Below are 24,397 nucleotides of genomic sequence, written 5' to 3'. Positions count from 1 at the left end.
TGTGCCGCCTCGATGTTCGGCGTCCGCGATGCCGGACCCCGCTTGCATCCGGCGAATTCAGCCCCGCCCCGATCCGATGGAGTCTCGCTTGAAACACCGGCACCTCACGCTGCTCGACGCACGACCCGACACTGGCCCCGGTTCAGGCAACGCGCTCCCGCAGGCGCACGCCCTGCAGCCGCGATGAGCGCCGGCCCGCGCAATGCGCGGATCGACATGCTGCGCGGCGTGTCGATCCTGCTCGTCCTGCTGCATCACTTCAACATTCCGTATTCGCTGCGCGACACGTCCATCGCGCACATGTTCGGCTGGGATGCCGTGCATGCGGTGGTCCGCAACGGCAACTACGGCGTGACGATGTTCTTCGTGATCTCCGGCTACCTGATCACGTCGAATGCACGCCGCCGCTGGGGCAGTCTGGGCGCGGTGGACGTGCGCGCGTTCTATATCTCGCGGATCGCGCGCATCGTCCCCTGCCTGCTCCTGCTGCTCGCGCTCGTCAACGCGCTGGCGGCGGCCGGCGTGCCGATCTTCGCGAACCATGCGCCGCAGGGTATCGCCGTGTCGTTCTGGCTCGTGAATCTCGCTTCGCTGACGTTCTGGATGAACGTGCTGATCGGCGCATACGGATGGGTCAACTATGCGCTCGGCGTGCTGTGGTCGCTGTCGGTCGAAGAGGTGTTCTACCTGTCGTTTCCGCTGCTGTGCATCGCGCTGCGCCGCGACGCGCGCCTGTTCGTATTCTGGCTGGCGATCGCCGCGATCGGTCCCGTGTACCGCTTCACGCATGCGGACGACGAAGGCGGGTTTCTGTATGCGTATTTCGCGTGCTTCGACGGCATCGCGATCGGCTGCTGCACCGCGTTGCTGGCCGGGCGCGCAGGCTGGCGGCGGCTCGCGGCCGCGCCGGTGCAATGGCTGACGGCGATCGCCATGACCGTGCTTTATCTCGCATGGCCGATTGCGCAAAGCCATGTGCTCGGCGTATCCGCGATGGCGCTCGGCACCGCCGTGCTGCTGATCGGCGCGCATGCTCACGGCGAGCGCGCGCAGCCCCGCGTGCTCGCGCCGCTGCGCTGGAGCGGCCGGCTCAGCTACGAGCTGTACCTGTTCCACCTGATCGCGCTCGGCGCGCTGCGCACGGTGTGGCCGCCGTCCGCCATGCACGGCGACGAAAAGCTCGTGTTGCTCGTCGCCTATCTGGTGTTGTCGGCTGCATTGAGCGCGGTCATCGCGCGCGGCTACGCAACGCCGCTCGACCGCTTCATTCGGCAGGCCGCGTCGCGACCTGCGGCACGCATGCCGGACGCTGCGGCATGAGCCGCATCCGGAAGCACTTGCAGGGTCGATGAAAGGAAGCGCGGTATCACACCGGCATCACGCCACCTCTCCGATGGCGGCGCGACGCATCGTCACGATGCGCGCGGGCGGAATATTTGCCCACACGATCCGGCTGGCGTCGGCAACAAATGCCGGATCGCCGAGCGGATGACGGTCGGGCGAGCGCAGGTCGTAGGTGAACTGGATCATCACCCCGTCGACCGCCAGCACGCGTTGGCACTGACTGACGATCGCCGTCACATCCTGGCGCGGCAGCGTACGCAGCGGCAGGCACGACACGATCGCGTCGACCCGCGCGTCGCTCGGCAGCAGCCGCTCGAGCTGTCGAGCGTCGCCCGACACGATCGAGATACCGGGAAAGCGCCGCCGCAGGTGCTGCACGAACGCCGGCGACCGCTCCACGACGACGAGGCGCCGCGGCGCGACGCCGCGCTCGAGCAGCGCGGCGGTGATCGCGCCGGTGCCGCCGCCGAGCTCGACGACGAGCCCGTCGCCATCCGGCACCACATCGGCCATCTCGCGCGCCAGATGCCGGGAACTCGGGCACAACGCGCCCACCGCGGCCGGGCGGCCGACCCACTCGCGTACGAACAATGCCGAGACGCGCAACGCGTTCGGCCAGATCATCGGCCCACCTTGCGCGGTTGCGCGTTCAGCTTCGAGGTGCCGATGAGGGTTGGGAACAGGGGTACGACGACACCGGGCATTTTCACGTGCATCCTCCTCGACAAATCGATCCGCCGCGGCGAAGCGGCGATCAAAGGATTCTAGGAAACGCAAACTTAAGGCGACATGAAGATTGTGCCTGATTGCGCCATCGAGGCGGGTATGCCGCCGCCGAACACCCACTCAGCGGTCGACGCGCTGCTGAAGCTGCGCGGGGTAGCGCTCGCCGACGTGCTGCTGCGCGTGCGGGCCGCCGTCGCCGATCTCGACAACGCGACGAACGACGCCGCGATCGCCCGCAACCGGTCATCGGGTCGGATCCACCATCCGCCGGCCGCACTGCGACTGTTCGTGCAGGCCGTGCGCGAATGGACGGCTGCAGGGGGCGACACGTTGACCGACTGACGGTTCGCGCCGCCCCGCCACCTCACCGCAGGTTGGTCCGCGCCAGCTCGACGATCTCGTCGCCGCGCCCGCTCAGGATCGCGCGCAGCATGAACAGGCTGAACCCCTTCGCATGCGCGATCTCGATCTTCGGCGGCATCGCGAGTTCGTACTTCGACGTGACGACGTCGACGACCGCCGGCCCGTCGTGCGCGAACGCGGTGCGCAGCGCGTGCTCGACGTTCTCCGAATGCTCGACGCGCACACTGAAGATCCCCGCGCCCTTCGCGATCGCCGCGAAGTCGGTCGGGCTCAGGTCGACGTTCGTGTCGAGATAGCCGGCCGCCTTCAGTTCCATCGACACGAAGCCGAGCAGGCTGTTGTTGTAGACGACGATCTTGATCGGCAGGTTGAGTTGCCGCGCGCTCAGCAGATCGCCGAGCAGCATCGACAGCCCGCCGTCGCCCGACAGCGACACGACCTGCCGCCCCGGATGCGCGCCCTGCGCGCCGAGCGCCTGCGGCATCGCGTTGGCCATCGAGCCGTGATTGAACGAGCCGTGCAGCTGGCGCTTGCCGTTCATCGTCAGGTAGCGCGCGGCCCACAATGTGGGCGTGCCGACGTCGGCCGTGAAGATCGCGTCGTCGGCCGCGACTTCGTCGACGATCTTCGTCAGGTATTGCGGATGGATCGCGCGGCCCGGCGGCTCCGCCACCGCGAGATCGTCGAGCCCCTTTCGCGCGGCCGCGTAGTGCTTCAGCGCATTCTCGAGGAAGCGCCGCTGCGTCTTGCGCGTGAGGCGCGGCAGCAGCGCCGCGATCGTTTCCTTCACGGTGCCGACGAGCCCGAGCGCGAGCGGCGCGCGATGGCCGAGCTGCGAGCCCTTCCAGTCGATCTGCACGATCTTCGCGTTGGCCGGATAGAACGGGCGGTACGGGAAATCCGTGCCGAGCATCAGCAGCGTGTCGCACGATTCCATCGCGTGATAGCCCGAGCTGAAGCCGATCAGCCCCGTCATCCCGACGTCGAACGGGTTGTCCCATTCGACGAACTGCTTGCCGCGCAGCGCATGCACGACCGGCGCGCCGAGCGTGTCGGCCAGCGCGACCACTTCGTCGTGCGCGCCCTGCGTGCCGCTGCCGCACAGCAGCGTGACCGCGTCCGATGCATTGAGCAGCGCCGCGAGCCGGTCGAGATCGGCGTCGGCCGGCAGGATCGACGGCGGCGCCGATTCGCTCCACGCGGGCGCTTCTTCGGGGCCGTCGCCGAGCGCGATGTCGCCCGGCAGCACGATCACCGCGACGCCGCGTTCCTCGATCGCCGTGCGCATCGCGCGGGCGAGCACGCGCGGGAACTGGGACGCGTTGGTCACGAGTTCCGCGAAATGGCTGCATTCGCGGAACAGTTCCTGCGGATGGGTTTCCTGGAAGTAGCCGAGACCGATCTCGGTCGACGGAATGTGCGCGGCGATCGCGAGCACCGGCTGGTGATTGCGGTGGCAGTCGTACAAGCCGTTGATCAGGTGCAGGTTGCCGGGGCCGCAACTGCCCGCGCACACCGCGAGCCGGCCGGTCGATGCCGCATCCGCGCCGGCCGCGAACGCGGCGCTTTCCTCGTGACGCGTATGCATCCAGCGGATCGAGCCCATCTGGCTCAGGCTGAACGACAACCCGTTCAGGCTGTCGCCCGTCACGCCCCAGATGCGCTCGACGCCCGCTGCCGCCAGCGTCTTCGCCAGGTATTCCGCCATCGTCTGTCTTGCCATCATGCCCTCGCTCGTCGTTCGGTCGTTACACGATTGATCCGGCTACGGCAGCCGCCATCGCCGCTGACGGAACGAGCATACGCGATCGTTCGAAGCAACGTCGTGATGACGCAATCGTGCCCGGAAGCGCTGCCGTTCGGCCGTTTTTGGCGATGTGGGGCAGGCGTCATCGTTGCGTCGCGAGTCGCGCCGGAAGGTCGATCCGCGCCCGGCCCCGGCCGTCGGCGGCTCGTCGGGACGGCGAGTGCGAGTCGCGCCGTCGGGCCTACAACGGCAGCGCATGCGTCGACAGAATCTCCTTGAGCACCATGAACGAGCGCACCTGCCGCACGCCGGGCAGGTACAGCAGCTGTTCGGCGTGCAGCCGGTTGAAGCTGTCGTTGTCTCGCGTGCGCACCAGCATGAAATAGTCGAATTCGCCGGTCACCACGTGGCATTCGACGCACCCCGACACTTTCTGCGCGGCCTTCTCGAATGCGGCGAACGCCTCCGGCGTCGAACGATCGAGCACGAAGCCGATCACGACCAGCATCCCGGCACCGAGCGGCTTCGGATCGAGCAGCGCGACGATGCCGCGGATCAGCCCCATTTCCTTCAGCCGCTCGACCCGCCGCAGGCACGCCGGTGCGCTCAGCTTCACCTTCGCGGCGAGGCTCACGTTCGAGATCGACGCGTCCTGCTGCAACTGCCTGAGGATCGCTCGGTCGATGCGATCGAGCGCCGGCGCGGCATCGGCCGGCGATGCGCTGCTTCGATCTAATTTCATTGCGTCTCCTGTTGATTTCACGAATCAAAATTATTCGTTTCACCTTCGTTCAATCGATAACGTAGGTCTGTGCCATTTATTTCGCAAGCTCATTTCTCGCGGTCCTGCCTATCATTTTTCCATCGGAACATGGCGCGCCAGCCGCGCCCGAACGGTCCGATCTTCCGCCCACCGCTATCCGGAGCTTGTCGATGAACCTGCAACGCTTTCCCCGTTATCCGCTCACGTTCGGCCCGACGCCGATCCAGCCGCTCAAGCGCCTGAGCGCGCATCTCGGCGGCAAGGTCGAGCTGTATGCGAAGCGCGAGGACTGCAACAGCGGCCTCGCGTTCGGCGGCAACAAGACACGCAAGCTCGAATACCTCGTCCCGGATGCGCTCGCACAGGGCGCGGATACGCTCGTGTCGATCGGCGGCGTGCAGTCGAACCAGACCCGCCAGGTCGCCGCCGTCGCCGCGCATCTCGGGATGAAATGCGTGCTCGTGCAGGAGCACTGGGTCAACTACGACGATCCGGTGTACGACCGGGTCGGCAACATCCAGTTGTCGCGCATGATGGGCGCGGACGTGCGGCTCGTGTCCGACGGCTTCGACATCGGCATTCGCCGCAGCTGGGAAGAAGCGATGGAGAGCGTGCGGCAGGCGGGCGGCAAGCCGTATCCGATTCCGGCCGGGTGTTCCGAGCATCCGCTCGGCGGTCTCGGGTTCGTCGGCTTCGCGGAAGAAGTGCGCGAGCAGGAAGCACAGCTCGGGTTCAAGTTCGACTATGTCGTGGTCTGCTCGGTGACGGGCAGCACGCAGGCGGGAATGGTCGTCGGCTTCGCGGCCGACGGGCGCGCGGATCGGGTAATTGGCATCGACGCATCGGCCACGCCCGAGCGCACGCACGAGCAGATCAAGCGCATCGCGCGGCACACCGCCGAACTCGTCGATCTCGGCAGGCCGATCACCGAAGCGGACGTGGTGCTCGACACGCGCTATGCCGGCCCGGAATACGGATTGCCGAACGATGGCACGCTGGAGGCGATTCGCTTGTGTGCACGGCTCGAGGGGATGCTGACCGATCCCGTCTACGAGGGGAAGTCGATGCACGGGATGATCGACAAGGTGCGGCGCGGGGAATTCGAGCCCGGGTCGAAGGTGCTGTATGCGCATCTCGGCGGCGTGCCGGCGTTGAGCGCGTATAGCGGGATTTTTCGGGAGGGTTGAGGCGATCGGGCGGGGTTGCTCCATGAACTCATGGCTGTCCTGCAAAGCAGGCACCTGAACCTCCGAAGTTCGATCGATAGTGGCGCAATCCTCCTGCTGACCTGTCTGGCAAGCAGATACGACCAGCACGCATGCGGCCAAAACGGATCTACCGTGTGTCGAACGCTCCCTTTCGCCGAATCAACCGGGACACATACGCGCTCGCCAGCATCACCAGGAACCTGCTGTTGGTCGACAGATAGCGGCTCCACATCCAACGGATGCAGCGAAGCGGACTGGAATGGGCATTCCGTGTGATCCAGGCGACCGCCGCGTGCCCGGCGACACGATCGGCCGCCCGATCATCTTCGATCCCGGCCAGACGGCGCCGGCCCGTTCCTGCAAAGCGCCGGCCGCATTGCCACCGTCAACCTGCGCGATGTCATGACCACTGCATCGGGCCTGCCGTATGGCATGCCGATTTCCGTCGGCACACTTACCCGCATCAACCAGCACCAGCGTGCAGGACAGGGCGTGGCACGCCGCCCTCGCCGCCGTATTCGAGATACGGGCCGGCGCATCGAACACTGAACCAACTGCGCCCGCGCGGATGCTGCGTATCGGTCCCGTCCTGATCCTCGGCGTCGTCACCCGGTAGCGAATCGCATCAAAATTCAAAAAATCCGACAAAACCGACGAATCTTCGTACTTCGCTCGTACTTGTTCAATATTCACGGGCGGCACCGATCCGTAGCATCCCCGGCATATCAATCGATCGGGGCGGATATCCACGCACCGGCTCGCAGGCCAACGCATCCGAGGTGGAAAATCCGCTCAGTCAGCTCTGTCATCGCCTTACGCGGCGTCCGTGACGAACCCACACAGGCACACGCATCGCACGCTGTCCGCTCGCCATCGCTTCGCGGCCCGACCGTGCGGCGCGCCGGCCCGCTCACCCGTTCGGCGATCCGGGCGGCATGCGCGACCGGCGCCGCCCTTTCGCTGCACGGCGTGGCGCATGCGCAATTGCCGGGCGCGGGCCAGTCGTTGCGCGACGTCGAAACGGTTCGCCCGGCATTGCCGGCTCCGGCCGCGCCCGATCTTGCGATTCCGGCCCGGCGCGACGAGCCGGCCCCAGCCGCGTCCGAAGCAGGCCCGCGCGTGTCGGTCCACGCGTTCGACATCGAAGGCAACCGGGCGATCGACACCGCACGCCTGCGCACGCTGCTCGACGATCTCGTCGGCCGCGACCTGAGCTTCGCCGAGCTACAGCAGGCAGCCGGCCGCATCACCACCTATTACCGCGAACACGGCTACGTCCTGGCGCGCGCGTACCTGCCGCACCAGGACATCGAAAACGGCGTCGTGCGCATCGCCATCTCCGAAGGCCGCTACGGGCACATCGAACTGCATAACCGCTCGCGCGTGCTCGACGGCGTGCTGGGCCAGCCGCTCGGGGCATTGCAGCCGGGCGCCGTCGTGCGCGGAGCCGATCTCGAGCGCAGCCTGATGCTGCTCGACGAGCTGCCCGGCGTCGATGCGCGAGGCACGCTGCGCGCCGGCGCTCAGCCCGGCACGACCGATCTCGTGATCGATGCGGAACGCGGCCGATTCGCCACCGGCTCGGTGGAACTCGACAATTTCGGCGATCCGCTCACGGGCCACTATCGCGCAACCGGCAGTCTCACCGTTAATTCGCCGCTGACACTCGGCGATCAACTCACGTTGCGCGGGCTGACCAGCAATACGAACCAGCGTTACTACCGCGCGGCTTACCAGCTCCCGGTCGGCCCGGCGTCGACACGGGTCGGCGTCGGCTATTCCGAAATGGCCTATCGGCTCAACGGCACGTTCCGGCCGTTCGGCTATCACGGTCGCGCGAGCGTCCAGAGCGCGTTCGTGACGCAGCCGCTGGTGCGCACTCGCCGCGCGAACGTCACCGCGCAAGTGCTCTACGAAAACAAGAACCTCCACGACGACTACGGCGTATTCGAATTCGTCGGCGACAAGAACGTGGGCCTGTGGTCGTTCTCCGTCAGCGGCTACAACGAAGACGACGCATTCGGCGGCGGCCGCAATTCGTTCTCGGCCACGTTGGGCGTCGGCCGCATGCGCGGCAACGATCCGCTTGAAATGAATACCTTCGCGAAGACGCACGGCAGCTTCACGAAGCTGAGCCTGAATGCGCTGCGCCTGCAAGCGCTCGGCGCCCGGTTCCAGTTCTATACACAGTTCAGCGCACAGCTCGCATCGCGCAATCTCGACGCATCGGAGAAATTCACCCTCGGCGGCCCCTACGGCGTGCGCGCCTATGCCCTCAGCGCGGGCAGCGGAGACCAGGGCTGGCAGGCCACGGCCGAGCTTCGCTACCTCGCCGCGCCGGGCTGGCAACTGAGTACGTTCGTCGACACCGGACGGATGCAGATCAACAAGCAGCCATGGCGCAGCAACGAGCTCAACACGCTGCAGCTTTCCGCCACGGGTGTCGGACTGACCTGGTATGCCGCGAAGCATCAGGTCAGCCTGACGGCAGCGTGGCCGCTCGGTACGGCCGACGACGTACCCACGGTCACGCGAGGGCCCAGCGTCTGGTTACAGGCCGCGCAGTATTTCTGAGCGGCCGCAAGAGCTGTCCGGCGACGAGCCTCACTCCGCCGGATAGTAGTGTCGGGCGGCCTCAACCGGGCCGGCCTCACTCCGAACGGGCGATCATTTACGACCGCCTCCATCGATTCATCAGGTATGCAGATCATATCCACACACATACCGAATCGATTCAACCATGAGGAAACAAGAACGATGAACAAGACCTATGCACTGGTATGGAACCAGACGCAGCAATGCTGGACCGCGGTCGGGGAAACCGCGCGACGTCGCGGCAAGACCGGTAGCGGCAAGCGTCTCGCCGCCGCCACCGCCTCGCTGCTCGGCCTCGTCGCCCTGCCCGCCTTCGCGCTGCCTTCCGGCGAAGCCATCACCTCCGGCAAGGCCGACATCGTGCGCACCGACGACGGTCGCACGATGAACATCAACCAGCACTCCGACAAGCTCATCACCAACTGGCAGGACTTCAGCGTCGCCAACGGCGAGCGCGTCTCGTTCCACCAGCCCACCGACAAGTCCCTCGCGCTGAACCGCGTGATCGGCGGCAACGGCAGCCAGATCGACGGCCAGATCTCCGCCAACGGCCGCGTCTTCCTCGTCAACCCCAACGGCGTGATGTTCGGCGCCGGCGCCCAGGTCAACGTCGGCGGCCTCGTCGCATCGACCCAGAACCTCTCCGACGCCGACTTCCTCGCCGGCAACTACCGCTTCTCCGGCGCGTCGAAGCAGGCCGTGGTCAACCACGGCACGCTCACCGCCGCCGACGGCGGCAGCATCGCGCTGCTCGGCGCGCGCGTGACCAACAACGGCGTGATCCAGGCCAAAATGGGCAGCGTCGCACTCGGCGCCGGCAACGCATTCACGGTCAACTTCGACGGCAACGGCCTGCTCAACGTGCAGGTCGACGGCGGCGCGGTCGACGCACAGGCCAGCAACGGCGGCCTGCTGAAGGCCGACGGCAGCCAGGTACTGATGACCGCGCGCGCGGCGGGCAATCTGCTCGACTCGGTGGTCAACAACACCGGCACGATCGAGGCACGCGGCCTGAACGCGCGCGGCGGCAAGATCACGCTCGACGGCGGCACCGTGCAGGTCGGCGGCAAGCTCGACGCGAGCACGGCCGAATCCGGCGCACCGGCCGGCTCGGTCACGACCCGCGGCGAACGCGTGAACGTCGCGGGCGACGCGCAAGTCGATACGCGTGCAGGCAACGGCGCAGGCACGTGGGCGATCGAAGCCGCCAACGCAGGCGTGAACGGCGCCGACCAGTCGATCGCGGCCGACACGCTGTCGCGCAACCTCGGCACGACCAACGTCGCACTGACGAATACGCGGCACGACCTGACGGTCGGCGGCCCGGTCGCGTGGAACAGCGACAACGCGCTCACGCTGACGTCGAAGAACGGCAGCGTCGATCTCCAGCAGGCCATTGCCGCAACCGGCGACAACGCCAGCCTGTCGGTCAACGCCGCGAATCGCATCGACGTGAAGGATGCCATCAAGCTGACCGGTCGCCACGCGCATCTCGAACTGAATTCGCGCAATGGTCACTCGCTCTCCAACGACAAGGCCGTCGTGACGCTGTCCGGCCAGAACGCGTCGTACAGCTCGAACGGCCAGGACTACAAGGTGCTGCACACGCTCGACGACCTGCGCAACGTCGACACGAACCTGAAGGGCCGCTACGTGCTCGGCAATGCGATCGACGGCGCCAACGCAAACTTCCGCAGCATCGGCGGCAATCGCTACTTCACCGGTGCGTTCGACGGTCTCGGCAACACGCTCAGCCGCCTGAACGTCACGAACCCCGGCAATATGGCGGTTGGTCTGTTCGCGATGAACATCGGATCGATCGAGAACCTGAAGCTCGATGCCATCACCGCGAGCACGACCGCGGGCGCCTACAGCCCCATGCTCGGCGGCCTCGTCGGCATCAACATCGGCGGCCTGATCCGGAACGTCGATGCGAAGAACATGACCGTCGCCAACAACGCCGGCGAGTACGGCATGGTAGGCGGCCTCGTCGGCCTCAACCGCGACGGCACGCTCGACAACCTCCGCTTCGACGGCCGGGTGTCCGGGCGGCCGGACACGCTCAGCATCGGCGGCCTCGTCGGCGAGAACACGGGCAAATCGACCATCACGAACAGTCACGCCAACGTCGACATCTCGCTCGCGCATGCCAGCTATCCCGCAGCCAATGCGCAAAGCATCGGCGGGCTCGTCGGCAAGAACAGCGCGACCATCGAGAACTCGTCCAGCCGGGGCCGGGTGGCCGGCGGCGGCTACATGAACGTCGGCGGCCTCGTCGGCAGCAACTACGGCACGCTGTACAACGTGTCGGCCAACGTCACGGCTTCGGGGGGCCCGGGGAGCAGTATCGGCGGCCTCGTCGGACGCAACTTCGGCACGATCGAACACGCGACGGCAAGCGGCAAACTGTCGGCGAGCGGCAACTACACGACGCCTCTCTCGATGATTGGCGGCCTCGTCGGCGTCAACGAAGCCAAGGGGCGCATCGAGTACGCGTCGTCGTCGGCAACGATCGCCGGCACCCAATCGGCTGTCGGCGGCCTCGTGGCCGCCAACTATGGCGCGATCCGTCATTCGACGTCGACGGCGACCTTCACCGGTAATTTGCCGTTCGTCGGCGGTCTCGTCTGGTTTAACGACGGCAGCATCGAATCGAGCTCGACCTCCGGCCCGGCTGCCAACGTCATGACGATTGGCACCAATAGCCCGAACGGCACGATCGACGGCAAGAAGATCATGGGCCCCGTGAAGTAACGCCCCGACCCGCAGTCAGCGGCATGGGTTCGCGGTTCATCGCGAATCCGTGCCGCCCCCTCGATCTGCCGGCCGTTCTTCTTGTCGCAGCGCACTGGAGAAAACCCGTCGTACCCCTAAACCAATTGTTTCGACATCCGGGGCGCGCCGGCCCTCGTCGAGCGATCGACTTCGATCCTCTATTCGAAAAATGCCAAATCGTTTCACCCACCCAACGTTAAGGAAACGAGAACGATGAACAAGACCTATGCACTGGTATGGAACCAGACGCAGCAATGCTGGACCGCGGTCGGGGAAACCGCGCGACGTCGCGGCAAGACCGGTAGCGGCAAGCGTCTCGCCGCCGCCACCGCCTCGCTGCTCGGCCTCGTCGCCCTGCCCGCCTTCGCGCTGCCTTCCGGCGAAGCCATCACCTCCGGCAAGGCCGACATCGTGCGCACCGACGACGGTCGCACGATGAACATCAACCAGCACTCCGACAAGCTCATCACCAACTGGCAGGACTTCAGCGTCGCCAACGGCGAGCGCGTCTCGTTCCACCAGCCCACCGACAAGTCCCTCGCGCTGAACCGCGTGATCGGCGGCAACGGCAGCCAGATCGACGGCCAGATCTCCGCCAACGGCCGCGTCTTCCTCGTCAACCCCAACGGCGTGATGTTCGGCGCCGGCGCCCAGGTCAACGTCGGCGGCCTCGTCGCATCGACCCAGAACCTCTCCGACGCCGACTTCCTCGCCGGCAACTACCGCTTCTCCGGCGCGTCGAAGCAGGCCGTGGTCAACCACGGCACGCTCACCGCCGCCGACGGCGGCAGCATCGCGCTGCTCGGTGCGCGCGTGGCCAACAACGGCGTCATCCAGGCCAAAATGGGCAGCGTCGCGCTCGGCGCCGGCAACGCCTTCACGGTCAACTTCGACGGCAACGGCCTGCTCAACGTGCAGGTCGACGGCGGCGCGGTCGACGCACAGGCCAGCAACGGCGGCCTGCTGAAGGCCGACGGCGGCCAGGTACTGATGACCGCGCGCGCGGCGGGCAATCTGCTCGACTCGGTGGTCAACAACACCGGCACGATCGAGGCACGCGGCCTGAACGCGCGCGGCGGCAAGATCACGCTCGACGGCGGCACCGTGCAGGTCGGCGGCAAGCTCGACGCGAGCACGGCCGAATCCGGCGCGCCGGCCGGCTCGGTCACGACCCGCGGCGAACGCGTGAACGTCGCGGGCGACGCGCAAGTCGATACGCGTGCAGGCAACGGCGCAGGCACGTGGGCGATCGAAGCCGCCAACGCAGGCGTGAACGGCGCCGACCAGTCGATCGCGGCCGACACGCTGTCGCGCAACCTCGGCACGACCAACGTCGCACTGACGAATACGCGGCACGACCTGACGGTCGGCGGCCCGGTCGCGTGGAACAGCGACAACGCGCTCACGCTGACGTCGGCCACGGGCGACGTGAACCTGCACAACAACGTGTCCGCATCCGGGAACGCTGCGCGCCTGCAGGTGAACGCCGCGAAGCAGATCCGGATCGACGACGCGGTCAGCCTCACCGGTCGCCACGCACATCTGGAACTGAATGCGCGCGATGGCCATACGCTCTCGAACGACAAGGCCGTCGTGACGCTGTCGGGCGAGGACGCGTCGTATCGCTCGAACGGCGAGGACTACAAGGTGCTGCATACGCTCGCCGACCTGCGCAACGTCGACACGAACCTGAAGGGCCGCTACGTGCTCGGCAATGCAGTCGACGGCGCCAACGCGAAATTCCGCAGCATCGGCGGCGACAACGCGTTCTCCGGCGTGTTCGACGGGTTCGGCAACACGATCCAGCGGCTGTCGATCTACAACGGCACGGCGAACGTCGGCCTGTTCGCCGCCAACACGGGGCAGATCGCCAATCTGGCGCTCCGCGACATCACGGCAACGGCGGGCGGAACGGGTGGCACCGTCGGCGCGCTGGCGGGCTACAACACCGGCACCGTCACGAACGTCGCCGCACACGACGTGTCCGTTCATGCCTACAACCTCTCGGCCGCAGGCGGCCTCGTCGGCGCGAATCGCGGCGGCACGCTCGAGCACGTCAGCGCGTCCGGGCAGGTCTATGGCGATAACAATACGGCGTCGCTGGGCGGCCTCGTCGGCGAAAACGTCGGGCAGAACGGCAAGGTCGCGACGATCCGCGACGGCCATGCGAACATGCGCGTCACCATCGACGGCACCGGCACGGCAGGCGGTCTCGTCGGCGACAACGACGGCCTGATCGACGCCTCGTCCAGCGCCGGAAACGTGATCGCGACGGGTGACTCCGGGATGGCGGGCGGCCTGGTCGGCATCAACGAAGGCAACGGCGTCATTTCCAACTCGTCGTCCCGTTCGTCCGTCACGGCGCGCAACAACGCCGGCGCGGGCGGCCTCGTCGCGCTCAACTTCGGCGCCGTTCGCAACGCCCAGGCAAGCGGCAAGGTCACGGTCGGGAACGATGGCGTCGCGGGCGGATTCGCCGGCTACAACTTCGGCGAAATCGACGCGTCGAGCGCCGACGGCGATGTGGTGGCAGGCGATCGCGCACGGGTCGGCGGCTTCGCCGGCTCGAACAGCAGCACGATCGGCGCGTCGCAGGCGCACGGCAACGTCTCGGCGGGCCGTTCGAGCAGTGCCGGCGGCTTCGTCGGAAACAACACCGGCATGCTCGATACGGCAACCGCGACGGGCAACGTCAACGCAGGCGACGACAGCAAAGCCGGCGGCCTCGCCGGCATCAACACGGCGCAGATCCATTCGGCACAGGCGCACGGCAACGTGACGACCGGCCGCCGCTCGTGGGCCGGCGGTCTGGTCGGCTGGAACAGTGGCAACCTCGATACGGCATCGGCCGAAGGCAGCGTCAACGCGAACGACGACAGCATCGTCGGCGGGCTCGCCGGCGTCAACCGGGGCAAGATCGACGCGTCGCGCGCAACCGGCAACGTGCACGCGGCCAACCGCAGCTCGGCCGGCGGGCTCGTGGGCACGAACGACGGCGGCACCATCAACGCGTCGCGTGCATCCGGCACGGTTCTGGCCGGCGACAACGGCCTCGTGGGCGGCCTCGCGGGCGACAACCGCGGCACGATCCGGCAATCCCAGGCATCGGGCGACGTGACGACGGGGAACAACGGCGAGGCCGGTGGGCTGGTCGGCCACAACACGGGCACGATCGCCGCGTCCTCCGCAACGGGCAAGGTGCGAGCCGGCCGGTCGTCGTCTGCGGGCGGACTGATCGGGATGAACGCCGGACAGGTGACGCAATCGAAGGCCGCCGGTAACGTCGAAGCGGGCGCAGACAGCGCGGTTGGCGGGCTGGTCGGCCAACTGGCCGGCACCGTCACCGACTCCAGTGCCACCGGCAACGTTCATGGCGGCGATTTCAGCCACGTGGGCGGCTTCGCCGGCAAGCACTACGGCACCATCCTGCGCGCGTCGTCGAGCGGCACGGTGTCGGGCGGCGTCTCGGCGACGCTCGGCGGGCTCGCCGGAAGCAGCTTTGGCTACATCGGCCAATCGTCGACCGGCAGCCGGATCGTGGTCGCGGCGAACGCCGGCCAGAACTACGGTGCACTGGTAGGCTTCAACGCGGGCACGCTGATCGGCAACACCGCGTCCCAGCGCGATCCGTCGATGCCGCTCGTCGGTTCGGGCCGCAAGCCGATCAACTGATCGACGAAGACCGCGGAAGTCGCATGATGCGCAACTGAATCATGCCGGCTTCCGCGGCTCCTTCGTCGTTCGGAAAACCATCCGATTGCACAGTGTCGGGCAACGGCGTACGACCCGTCTGCCCGACATGCGTGCCTCGCCACGCCTGCTCGTCGCATCGATCACGAATCGCTGTGTCCCGGCTTCTGCCCCGCCGTGTCCAATATCGCCCACCCGGACAGGTGTCGATAATCGACCCGGAATCGTCAGGCAGCGCGCCACCGCACAGTATTCAGTCGAATGGTTCCGACGGGGATGTCGGGATGCCGCGCTTCAAGCGCCGGCCTGCGCGGCATCAGTGACGCAGCCGATCCAGCGCGCGCGCGATGGCGCCCTGGAAATCCGGCCAGCCGGCCTTCACTGCATCCACCCCGCCCGCATTCACGGCCGTTTCCACATCCGCACACGCGTCGCGCGCGTCGATGTCGCCGGCGATCGCGAAGCCGCCGCGCATCGAATGGAGTTCGATCTTGATCGAATCGGCGTCGTCACGCTGCAACGCATCGCCGATCACCGCCAGCGAATGCAGCGTCGACGCGCGCAGCTTCTGCCGGATCTCCTCGGTGATCACCAACTGCTTGCCGTGATCCGTGGATGATCCGCCCCGCTCGCCCCGCAGCGCATGCCGCCTCAGCACCGCGTCGAGCGCATCGATCGACAGCGGCTTGAGCACGACCTCCGCGACGCCCGTCTGCGCGCAGCGCCGCCGATCCTCCTCGGTCGCATGCGCGGTCATCGCGATCACCGGCACCTTCGCCCCCTGCTCGCGCAGGAAGTTCGCGAGCGCGAAGCCGTCGAGTTCCGGCATGCCGAGATCGGTGAGCACCACGTCGAACGGATGCGCGAAGAACGCGCGCATCGCTTCGACACCGTTCGCGACGAGCATGGCGTCGCAATGCAGCGCATCGAGCTGATCGCGCAGCAGCGCGCGGCTCGCCGGATGATCCTCCGCGACGAGCACGCGCAGCGGAGTCTCGTCGTCCGCGTATGCCGGCAACGACGACGCGGTGGATTCCGTCTCGTCGAACGCGACGCGCCATCCGGACGGGGCGGCGGCCAGCGGCAGCGACACGATGAACGTCGCGCCCTGGCCCGGCCGGGCTTCGACCGCCAGGTCGCCATGCATGAGCCGCGCGAGGCGCCGGCACAACGGCAGTCCGAGCCCCGTGCCGCCGAAGCGCCGGTAGATCGACGCATCGGTCTGGACATACACGTCGAACAACGTCGGCAGGCTCTCCGGCGCGATGCCGATACCGGTGTCGCGTACCACCACCTCGACGCCACGCGCTTGGCCGACGGTGCCCGTCGGTCGCGCCTCGATTGTCACGCTGCCGCGCTCGGTAAATTTGATTGCGTTGCTGACGAGATTCGACACGATCTGACGCAGGCGAGTCGGGTCGCCGACATAGCCATCGGCCAGTTGCGGGTCGATCCTGCATTCGAGCGCGAGATGCCGGGCCGCGGCAAGCGGATGGAAAATCGCCGCGACGTCGCGCAGAACCGCACGCAAATCGAACGACACGGCCTCCAGCACCATCTGGTTCGATTCGACCTTCGACAGATCGAGCACGTCGTTGATCACGCGCAGCAACGCATCCGACGACGACATCACCGTCTGCAGGCGTCGCTGCTCCTCGGCCGGCAACGGCGCGCGCTCCATCAATTCCAGATTGCCGACGATCGCGTTCAGCGGCGTGCGGATCTCGTGGCTCATCGTCGCGAGAAACGTCGACTTCGCCTTGTTCGCATCGTCCGCCGCCTCCCGGGCCTCGCGCAGCTTGTCTTCCATCTGCTTGCGCGCGGTGATGTCGGTCAGCGTGCAGAGCAACACATCGACGCCGCGATAGCGCGTACGGACGATATGCGCGGCGAGATAGGTCGTCCCGCCGCCGGGCAGGCTGACCGACAATTCGTGCGTGACGACGCGCGGCGCCCGGCCGCCCGAGATACTGCGGTGATAGGCCTGCCAGATGCGTTTGCCGAGCGACGCCGCCGCATCGGTGTCGCCGTAGGCCTGCGCGGCCTCGTTGCGCACCATCGTGTCGCCGTTGGCGAGCGACAGCAGCATGAGCCCGGCCGGCGCCGTGCGAATCAGCGTGCGGTTCAGCGCCTCGCTTTCGATCAGCCGGATTGCACGACGGTTCGCCGGGCGCAGCGCGCGCCGGTCGAACATGACGATCGCGAACCACACCGTTCCGATCGCCAGCAGCGCGAGACCGATTGCGATCCCCAGGCGGCCGGCCATGTCATCGAACAGGCTGCGCCACGAGAAGGTCGCGGTCAACACCTCGCGGAACCCCGGCATCCGGTCGCCGATGACGATATTCGTGCCGACGCGATGGGCGGCCGCCCGTTCTCTGCCCGCCTTGCGCGCATAGTCGAGCGCACGGGCCGTCAGCGCGGGGGCGACCTCGCGGCCGGTCAGAACCTGTCCCGCCGGGCTGACGAGCGCGTAATCCTTGCCGGCGGACGAAGAACGCAGAAAATCGTCGATCTCCGGCCGGCTGACCGCGACGAACCATGCGATCGGCTTGCCCTGCGGGTCGCGCACCGCCTGCACGAACCGCAGTGTCGGGCGTCCGGTCAACGGATCGTCGCGCCGATCGAGCAGAACCTCCCGGCCATCCGATGCCGACGCCATCGACACGAAGTCGGGCGGCGGTTGCAATTGCCGAATCAATGCCTTGATGTCGAAGCCGGCCGGCAGCGCCAGCACCTGCTTGACCAGCGGATACCCCGTCACCACGACAAAATTGCCGTCCGGATCGACGATATACGCCCCCATTCCCGGGTCGCCGGCCTGTTGCGGCGGCATGTTGCCCGTGATCTCGCCCTGCGCGAGCAACTTGAGAAGCAACGGCGCGTAGGCCTTCTCCGGTTGCGGTGACGCAGCGACCGCGAAAGTGGCAAACGCCACACGCCCCGCGTGGCCGACGGCGACAATCCGGCCGCGATCGTCGACAAGCTTCCCGAGCCTATCGGGCGGCACGGTCGGGCCATGGCCGGCGATCACCTCGAGGTTTTCGACGTAGCGAACCTGGAGTGCCCTGACCACCTCCATCTCTGCGAGCAGTTCGGCCTTGCGGATCAGGAACCCCGACCGGTACTGCGCAAGCGATTCCTGCAGGTCGAGTCGCGCGACAAGTGCCGTGCACACCAGCACGAACACCGTGATCGCCGCGCCGCTTGCATACAGCAGCCATTGCTGCTGGCGGCGCACGCGCCCCGGCTCGAACGGCTTGCGGCCCGCGGTGGCGGTGGCGTTCGCAATCAGCGCTTTCAGTTTGGTGGGCATACGGATCGTCGAAGTCGACTCGGCGCCGGCACGGCGTCATGCGCCGGCCGGGTCACTCGGTACCGCCCGCCGGTTACCCGTCTACGCATCGGTCCCGGGCATTTCGGGCAGCTGGCCCTCGCTCGCATAGCGGATCAGGTCCGCGTCGCGGACGATGCCGAGCTTCTTCATCGCGCTCGACTTCTGCGAGCTGATCGTCTGCTTGCTCCGGTGAAGCTGGACGGCGATCTCGCCAACCGTCAGGCCGGCGCCGTAAAGTCGCACGACCTCGATTTCGCGGGCCGTCAGCGTGCGCGTGCCCGGCGACGTCTCGGTGCCCTCCAGCAATTGCTTGACGAACGGCGACAGATAATTCGCACCGACATAAGCCGCGTGAACCGCACCGACCAGATGCGAGATCGCGTCGGACTTGCTGAGGATGCACCCGACGCCCTGCCGCTGAATCGCATGCAGCACGCTCGGATTGTCGATCATCGTGATCGTCACGAGATGAAGCGCGGGATAGCGACGCTGCAGAAACGACAACAACGCGAGACCGTCGCCATACTTGCCGCCCGGCATCACATAATCGACGACGAGCACGTCGCTCTGCTGTACGTCGAGCATCGCCACCAGGTCGGTCGAATTCGACACGGTGCCGAGCAGCTTGATCGTGCTGCTACCCGCGAGTGCCTGCGACATCCCGAGTGCGGACGAAGGATGATCGTCCGCCACCATCACTCGCACAAAAAATTCATCCATCTATATTCTTCTCCCGATACACGCGGCCCGACGTGCGATGTTGTGCGACGCGCCGGGATTCGAATCCATCTCGCGACACGGTCGCGTTGCGATGTTCTGCGAATCGGGCGGTGCGCAGCGTAATTTTAAGATAATAGACGGGTTCCGCGTCGCCGCGGGAAATCGACGTGCGGCCGCTTGCGCCGGACCGCGCCCGCCGGGCTTCGACAACCGCCGGCGCGCCGTACGCTTGGCCCGGACACGGCATCGCAACGGCGGCGGCACGTGCGCCGATTCGCCGCCCACGCACATCCGATCGACGGCCTTCCCCATACCGTCGATCCATCCCGTCCCGCGAAACGGCCTTGGCCGCTTCCTAACGTTTGGCCACGGACTTGTCCGGTTCGCCCGACCCGTCATCCGCGACATGCTGCCACTCGGTGATGGCCCGCCGCTTCTGCGACGGCGACATCATCATGAATTCATTCAGCTTCGTGAGGAAATCCCGTCTGGATTTCTCCGGCAGCGTCGCAAATCCAAGCAGCAGCCCGAACACCTTTCCCATATAGCGCACGGCCTTACCCTTCCTTCTTCAGTCGAAATCACGCGGCATCTATGCGATGCGGCGTGTCTGCCTTCCCCGTTTTGAACGCTGGGCGATCTATGCCGCCATGGCGTCGCTTTTTTTATCTTCCCGGCCAGTGGGCCACCGCGGCCGCCATTGCTCTCGACGCTGGCCGTTCGTCCGCCGCGGCGGCAGAAAACGCGATTCCGCGCTGTCGCGCGACGCGCGCGAGCGCGCGACGCAGGTCGGCCAACGTCACCGGCTTCGTCAACACGCACTCGACGTTCGATGCGGCGTAACGCTGCGCGTCGTCGGGCGCCAGATGCGATGCGACGACGATCATGTCGCACGGCAGCGCGCGCGCATGGACGGCTTCCGCCAGTTCCCCGGCCGACATGTCGGGCAGGTCGGCGCCGAGCAGCAGCACGTCCCATGCACCGTTCGCGAGCGTATCGAGCGCGGCCCCCCCGGACGACACGCACCGCACCACGCAGCCGAGCACATCGAGCTGCTCCCGAAAGATCGACCCGTTGACCGACGCATCGTCGGCGACCAGCACGCGTGGCACACGCGCGCCGGAAGCCGTCTCGGGTTGCCCATCACCGGCTTTGCCGGCAGGCGCGGGCCGCTGCTCGGCAGTCGCGACGCGCGCCTGCTCGATCGCCGTGCGCAGCCCGTTCAGCGAATAGCTCGACACGCGGATCGTGCGACCCGCGACGTCGGGCTGCAGCGGACCGTCCGGCGTGGCGAGCACGACCGGCGTGCCGCCGCCGAGACTGTCGAGCTCCTCCCGTCGCCATTGGTCCGAATCGCCGAAGAGTACGATCGCATGAGCACGCACGAGGCACCCGGCGGCTATCCCGATCGGACTTGGATGCATCGCGACATCGAAACCCCATGCACGCAGATGCGGAAAGGCGAACGCGCGCCATGCGTCCTCCGGCGACACGACGATCAGCGTCCGCCTGTCGCCGGCAACCACCGGCGATTTCGGCACGATGCCCATGCGCAGCGGCAGGCGGACGGTGAACAGGCTGCCGATGCCCGGCGCGCTGTGGACCGAAATCGTCCCGCCCATCGCCGCGACCAGCCGATCGCACAGCGCGAGCCCGAGCCCCGTGCCGCCGTAGCGCCGCGTGATCGACGCGTCGACCTGCGAGAACGGCTTGAACAGCCTCGCATGTTGCGCGGGATCGATTCCGATGCCCGTATCTTCGATGCCGATCGCGAGCTCGGGCCTCCCGCCCACGTCGTGGCCCACCGCCACGCGCGCGACGATGCGCCCTTCGCTGGTGAACTTGATCGCGTTGCCGAGCAAGTTGCCGACCACCTGCGCGAGCCGCGTCGGATCACCGCGCATACGCTGCCCCGCGCTCGCATCGATATCGGCGAACAGCGGCAACCCTTTCGCCCTCGCGACGGGGGCGAACGCCGCCAGTTCGCGCTCGATCACCGCGATCACATCGAACTCGATCGACTCGACCGTCATCGCACCGGCCTCGATCTTCGAGAAATCGAGGATGTCGCTGACGATCGCGAGCAGGCCCTCGGCCGATGCGCGCAGCGTCTGCACGCGACTCTGCTGCGACGCATCGAGCGCCGTGCGCTCGAGCAGCTCGAGGTTGCCGAGGATCACGTTGAGCGGCGTGCGGATCTCGTGGCTCGTCGCGGCGAGAAACGACGACTTGGCCGCATTCGCCGAATCGGCCGCGCGCACGGCTTCCTCGAGCTGATGCACGAGCCGGCGCTGCGCGGTCGTATCGGCGAAAATCGCGATCAGCACGTCCTCGCCCTGGTAACGCGCGCTGTGCGCGATGACCTCCAGGTGCAGCGGCGCGTCGCCGTGCGCATCGATCACGAGCTCGGTCATCATCGTGCGGCCCGAGCCGCCGTTCGCGACGAACGCGTCGTATTGCGCCAGCGCCTGCGCGGCCAACGCGTGGTGATCGCCGCCGTGCGGGACGAGCATCTGCGCCAGCACGTCGCTCGCGAGCATCACGCGGCGGTCGGACAGCGACACGAGGCCGATGCCGACCGGCGCCATCGCGATCACGCTGCGGCACAGCGCCTCGCTCTCGAACACGCGGGCCGAACGCGCGTAGACCGGCACGAGCACGCGCCGGTGGAATCGCACGAGCAGCAGCCACATCACGACGATCGCGACGAGCGTCGACGCCGCGAGCGCGCCGGCCTGCACGCCGATGCCGGCCGCCACGTCGGCCCACGACAGTACATAGGCGATCGTCCAGCCGGTGGCCGCGAGCCGCGAGCGGAACACGATCGCGCCGTCGCGAAAGAGCGGCTCGTCGGCTGCCCGGTCGGCATGTGCGACATCGAGATTCAGCAGGCGCTCGGTCAGCGCGTTGGTCCGCTCGACGCCGGGGTCGATCGCGATCAGCCGGTTGTCCGCCGACGCGATGAAGAACACGCCGGCCGGCCCGCGCCCGGGCAGCCACGACAGCAGGTATTCCGGTGCGTATTCGGTGACGAGCACCGCGAATGGCCGGCCGTCGGCGCGCGCTTCGGCGGCGATCCGGATACGCGCCTGCCCCGTCACGGGATTGATGTAGGGCGGCAGCCAGCGAACGTGGGGACGACCGTCGGTCGGCGCCGGGCCGTCGAAATCGACGTGCAGCGCCGCGAGGACGCGCGCGCGTGCGTCGGGCGTCGCGAGCGCGGGATTGTCGCGCGACAGATGCGGCACGAAGCCGAACATGCCCGTGCGCGTACTGTAGTGGTAGCCCTCGAGCGTGCGCCCGCGATTGAGTGAACTCGCCGCGCCGATGCGCGACAGCAGGAACGACAGCGCGAGATAACGCGCCACCTCGTCGCGCTGCCCGGTTTGTCCCGGCACGCCGACCACGAGCGACGGATACGGCTTGATCGCGAGCTGCTGGCCGTTGGCGAAAAACTCATTCACGACATCGGGAGGCGCCGCGCCGAGCTCGTGCCAGATCAGCTGCGTGTTCGCGACGCCGTTGCGGAACGACGTCTCGGCCACCTGCACCTCGTCGACTGCCTCTTCGACGCCGTTCAGGAAATTGCGCCGCTCACCGTCCAGATAGCCGTAAACGATCGACGTGATCCCGAGCCCGCAGGCGATCAGGATCAGGATCGTGACGACGATGCCGCCACCGAACATCGAAATGCTCTGGTAGCGGCGAATGGACTGAAGCGTGCTGTATGGCATGGCTCGGCGTGACGGCGCCCGGGGATGCGGACATGCGGCAGATTCCCTGCCGGGCTGGGCGTCACGATGGATGCATTCGGGATAGAGACATCCCGATCATGCCAAACGACACTGCGAAAATCAGTTGTGTATTATCCTTTTAGTACATGTCCGATTTGTTTCAATGCTTGTTTTGAACTCGAACGAATCCTAGCGGCGCAATCGCCCATAACGTCTTGTCCCCTCGGACAAGTCGTGACATCGCTCCCCGTCCGCGCGCGCCAATACAATTGCGCCGGCAAGCCGACGGCAGGAGATGCAATTCATGGACGATGCGGCGCACCCAACGTACCCGGTTCGGCCCGCGCGATGCGCGCCGGGTCGGTAGCGCCCGCTCAGTTCTGCGTGAACGGATTCAGCGTCGTGCACAGGAAACCCGTGCAGTTCGCCGGCTTGAAATAGAAAGGGGCCTGCTGCATTGCCGCCGGCGGCACGCACCGCCGGCCCGGAACCTCAATTGACCTGCAACTGGCCGCCGCGGCCAAGGCCGCCCTTGACGTCCTGCGCCTTGTAGCTGCGCAGTGCGACGACCATCTTGTTGTACGCGTCGATGAACGCGACGACGGTCGCCTTGCCTTCCGGCGTCGCCGAGAAGCCCGACAGCGCGCCGCCCACGCCACCGCCGAATCCGCCCAGCGCCGCGCCGTAGTTGGTCGCCGTCGAGCTGCCTTCCGACGCCGCGATCTGCACGGCCGAACGCACGTCGAACAGCGTCAGCGTCACGACCGATGCCTTCGTCTGCAGATGGCCGGCCACCGCCGCGACCGCGCTGTTGCCGATCAGCCCGCCGATCATGCTGCCGATGCCGCCGACCGCCGAATCGTTGATCACGATCTGCGGTTCCATGTAGTAGTCGGCCGCGACGCGCTGGCCCTTCTGCTGCTTCGAGCCCGCACGGTATTCGCCCGAGTTGCGCTGCAACTGCGTGATGCGCGACAGGCGCGCGTCGCTCTTCTGGTTGCCGATCGACGTGATCACGAAGCAGTTCGACTGCTGCACGGCCAGGCGCAGCAGCGGGTCGATGGTCGTCATCTTGGTCGCGCTGCCGAACGGGCCCCACCAGTCGGCGTTGCGGCCGTCGTCGACGGCGATCGTGCCGAGCGGCGACGTGCAGCGCTGCAGCGTCGTATCGGCGCCGGCGCTCGCACCGCCCGCCGCGGCGCCGGACACGCCCGCGTTCTGGCCGCCGGGCGTCACCACGCCGCCGCAGCCGGCGACCGACGCGCAAAGCGCTGCAACCAGCGCACCTTGAGTGAGACGTTGGGAAAGGTTGGTCTTCATGTCGTTATCGATCGATAGAGTCGTTGTTCGGCTTATATGTTCGTGCGAACTTCGATAAGCCCCCCGGCGTGGCTG

General features: G+C 67.1%; 15 protein-coding genes. 6 read left to right on the top strand and 9 right to left on the bottom strand.

Annotated elements, in window-relative coordinates:
- Nucleotides 1-183 precede the first annotated feature (183 nt).
- A complete protein-coding gene (locus tag ACP26O_RS23620) occupies nucleotides 184-1,320 on the top strand; it encodes an acyltransferase family protein (RefSeq protein WP_175664460.1) in 1,137 nt (378 codons plus the stop codon).
- 57 nt (nucleotides 1,321-1,377) lie between these two features.
- Here ACP26O_RS23620 and ACP26O_RS23615 read toward each other — a convergent pair whose 3' ends face one another.
- Complete coding sequence (locus ACP26O_RS23615; RefSeq protein ID WP_012365221.1) at nucleotides 1,378-1,968, bottom strand: class I SAM-dependent methyltransferase; 591 nt, start codon at nucleotides 1,966-1,968, stop codon at nucleotides 1,378-1,380.
- A 201-nt stretch (nucleotides 1,969-2,169) separates the two neighbouring features.
- Between ACP26O_RS23615 and ACP26O_RS23610 the strand changes: the two genes are divergently transcribed.
- Nucleotides 2,170-2,412, top strand: a complete 243-nt coding sequence (locus ACP26O_RS23610) for a hypothetical protein (RefSeq protein WP_175664459.1) — start codon at nucleotides 2,170-2,172, stop codon at nucleotides 2,410-2,412.
- Nucleotides 2,413-2,434: 22 nt separating this feature from the next.
- Here the strand turns inward: ACP26O_RS23610 and poxB are convergent, their stop codons facing one another.
- Entirely contained in the window at nucleotides 2,435-4,156 is a 1,722-nt protein-coding gene (poxB, locus tag ACP26O_RS23605) for a ubiquinone-dependent pyruvate dehydrogenase (protein WP_012365219.1), read from the bottom strand.
- Between the two features lie 265 nt (nucleotides 4,157-4,421).
- Complete coding sequence (locus ACP26O_RS23600) at nucleotides 4,422-4,922, bottom strand: Lrp/AsnC family transcriptional regulator (RefSeq protein WP_175664458.1); 501 nt, start codon at nucleotides 4,920-4,922, stop codon at nucleotides 4,422-4,424.
- A gap of 191 nt (nucleotides 4,923-5,113) precedes the next feature.
- On the opposite strand from ACP26O_RS23600, the gene ACP26O_RS23595 reads away from it, so the two are divergent.
- Nucleotides 5,114-6,130, top strand: coding sequence for a 1-aminocyclopropane-1-carboxylate deaminase (locus ACP26O_RS23595; protein ID WP_175664457.1), 1,017 nt, complete (start codon nucleotides 5,114-5,116; stop codon nucleotides 6,128-6,130).
- A gap of 210 nt (nucleotides 6,131-6,340) precedes the next feature.
- Here the strand turns inward: ACP26O_RS23595 and ACP26O_RS23590 are convergent, their stop codons facing one another.
- Nucleotides 6,341-6,844, bottom strand: coding sequence for a hypothetical protein (locus tag ACP26O_RS23590; RefSeq protein WP_175664456.1), 504 nt, complete (start codon nucleotides 6,842-6,844; stop codon nucleotides 6,341-6,343).
- 198 nt (nucleotides 6,845-7,042) lie between these two features.
- Between ACP26O_RS23590 and ACP26O_RS23585 the strand changes: the two genes are divergently transcribed.
- The 3 genes from ACP26O_RS23585 to ACP26O_RS23575 all read left to right on the top strand — a co-directional run bounded on the left by ACP26O_RS23585 (nucleotide 7,043) and on the right by ACP26O_RS23575 (nucleotide 15,193).
- A complete protein-coding gene (locus ACP26O_RS23585) occupies nucleotides 7,043-8,725 on the top strand; it encodes a ShlB/FhaC/HecB family hemolysin secretion/activation protein (protein WP_244098997.1) in 1,683 nt (560 codons plus the stop codon).
- Nucleotides 8,726-8,908: 183 nt separating this feature from the next.
- On the top strand, nucleotides 8,909-11,500 hold the full coding sequence (locus ACP26O_RS23580; RefSeq protein ID WP_175701260.1) for a GLUG motif-containing protein: 2,592 nt from the start codon (nucleotides 8,909-8,911) through the stop codon (nucleotides 11,498-11,500).
- Between the two features lie 234 nt (nucleotides 11,501-11,734).
- Nucleotides 11,735-15,193, top strand: coding sequence for a GLUG motif-containing protein (locus ACP26O_RS23575; RefSeq protein WP_175664455.1), 3,459 nt, complete (start codon nucleotides 11,735-11,737; stop codon nucleotides 15,191-15,193).
- A gap of 334 nt (nucleotides 15,194-15,527) precedes the next feature.
- On the opposite strand, the gene ACP26O_RS23570 is transcribed toward ACP26O_RS23575, so the two are convergent.
- From ACP26O_RS23570 to ACP26O_RS23550, 5 genes are all read right to left on the bottom strand, one after another.
- A complete protein-coding gene (locus ACP26O_RS23570; protein ID WP_175664454.1) occupies nucleotides 15,528-18,527 on the bottom strand; it encodes an ATP-binding protein in 3,000 nt (999 codons plus the stop codon).
- An 81-nt stretch (nucleotides 18,528-18,608) separates the two neighbouring features.
- A complete protein-coding gene (locus ACP26O_RS23565; protein ID WP_011660082.1) occupies nucleotides 18,609-19,268 on the bottom strand; it encodes a response regulator in 660 nt (219 codons plus the stop codon).
- A gap of 355 nt (nucleotides 19,269-19,623) precedes the next feature.
- On the bottom strand, nucleotides 19,624-19,812 hold the full coding sequence (locus ACP26O_RS23560) for a hypothetical protein (protein ID WP_168736183.1): 189 nt from the start codon (nucleotides 19,810-19,812) through the stop codon (nucleotides 19,624-19,626).
- Between the two features lie 121 nt (nucleotides 19,813-19,933).
- Nucleotides 19,934-23,002, bottom strand: a complete 3,069-nt coding sequence (locus ACP26O_RS23555; protein WP_175664453.1) for an ATP-binding protein — start codon at nucleotides 23,000-23,002, stop codon at nucleotides 19,934-19,936.
- 492 nt (nucleotides 23,003-23,494) lie between these two features.
- Nucleotides 23,495-24,322 carry a hypothetical protein gene (locus tag ACP26O_RS23550; protein ID WP_011660079.1) on the bottom strand — a complete coding sequence of 276 codons (828 nt, stop codon included), beginning with the start codon at nucleotides 24,320-24,322 and terminating at the stop codon, nucleotides 23,495-23,497.
- Nucleotides 24,323-24,397 lie beyond the last annotated feature (75 nt).

It is taken from the genome of Burkholderia sp. R-40, assembly GCF_049942845.1.
Taxonomy (GTDB): Bacteria; Pseudomonadota; Gammaproteobacteria; order Burkholderiales; family Burkholderiaceae; genus Burkholderia; species Burkholderia ambifaria.
The sequence above is the reverse complement of the archived record's forward strand: the minus strand, read 5'-3'. Positions and strand labels throughout refer to the sequence as shown.

What these genes read in the sequence shown, in the direction of transcription:
- ACP26O_RS23620 (WP_175664460.1), top strand. Translation starts at nt 184, where the DNA reads ATGAGCGCCGGCCCGCGCAATGCGCGGATCGACATGCTGCGCGGCGTG.
- ACP26O_RS23615 (WP_012365221.1), bottom strand. Translation starts at nt 1,968, where the DNA reads ATGATCTGGCCGAACGCGTTGCGCGTCTCGGCATTGTTCGTACGCGAG.
- ACP26O_RS23610 (WP_175664459.1), top strand. Translation starts at nt 2,170, where the DNA reads ATGCCGCCGCCGAACACCCACTCAGCGGTCGACGCGCTGCTGAAGCTG.
- poxB (WP_012365219.1), bottom strand. Translation starts at nt 4,156, where the DNA reads ATGGCAAGACAGACGATGGCGGAATACCTGGCGAAGACGCTGGCGGCA.
- ACP26O_RS23600 (WP_175664458.1), bottom strand. Translation starts at nt 4,922, where the DNA reads ATGAAATTAGATCGAAGCAGCGCATCGCCGGCCGATGCCGCGCCGGCG.
- ACP26O_RS23595 (WP_175664457.1), top strand. Translation starts at nt 5,114, where the DNA reads ATGAACCTGCAACGCTTTCCCCGTTATCCGCTCACGTTCGGCCCGACG.
- ACP26O_RS23580 (WP_175701260.1), top strand. Translation starts at nt 8,909, where the DNA reads ATGAACAAGACCTATGCACTGGTATGGAACCAGACGCAGCAATGCTGG.
- ACP26O_RS23575 (WP_175664455.1), top strand. Translation starts at nt 11,735, where the DNA reads ATGAACAAGACCTATGCACTGGTATGGAACCAGACGCAGCAATGCTGG.
- ACP26O_RS23570 (WP_175664454.1), bottom strand. Translation starts at nt 18,527, where the DNA reads ATGCCCACCAAACTGAAAGCGCTGATTGCGAACGCCACCGCCACCGCG.
- ACP26O_RS23565 (WP_011660082.1), bottom strand. Translation starts at nt 19,268, where the DNA reads ATGGATGAATTTTTTGTGCGAGTGATGGTGGCGGACGATCATCCTTCG.
- ACP26O_RS23560 (WP_168736183.1), bottom strand. Translation starts at nt 19,812, where the DNA reads ATGGGAAAGGTGTTCGGGCTGCTGCTTGGATTTGCGACGCTGCCGGAG.
- ACP26O_RS23555 (WP_175664453.1), bottom strand. Translation starts at nt 23,002, where the DNA reads ATGCCATACAGCACGCTTCAGTCCATTCGCCGCTACCAGAGCATTTCG.
- ACP26O_RS23550 (WP_011660079.1), bottom strand. Translation starts at nt 24,322, where the DNA reads ATGAAGACCAACCTTTCCCAACGTCTCACTCAAGGTGCGCTGGTTGCA.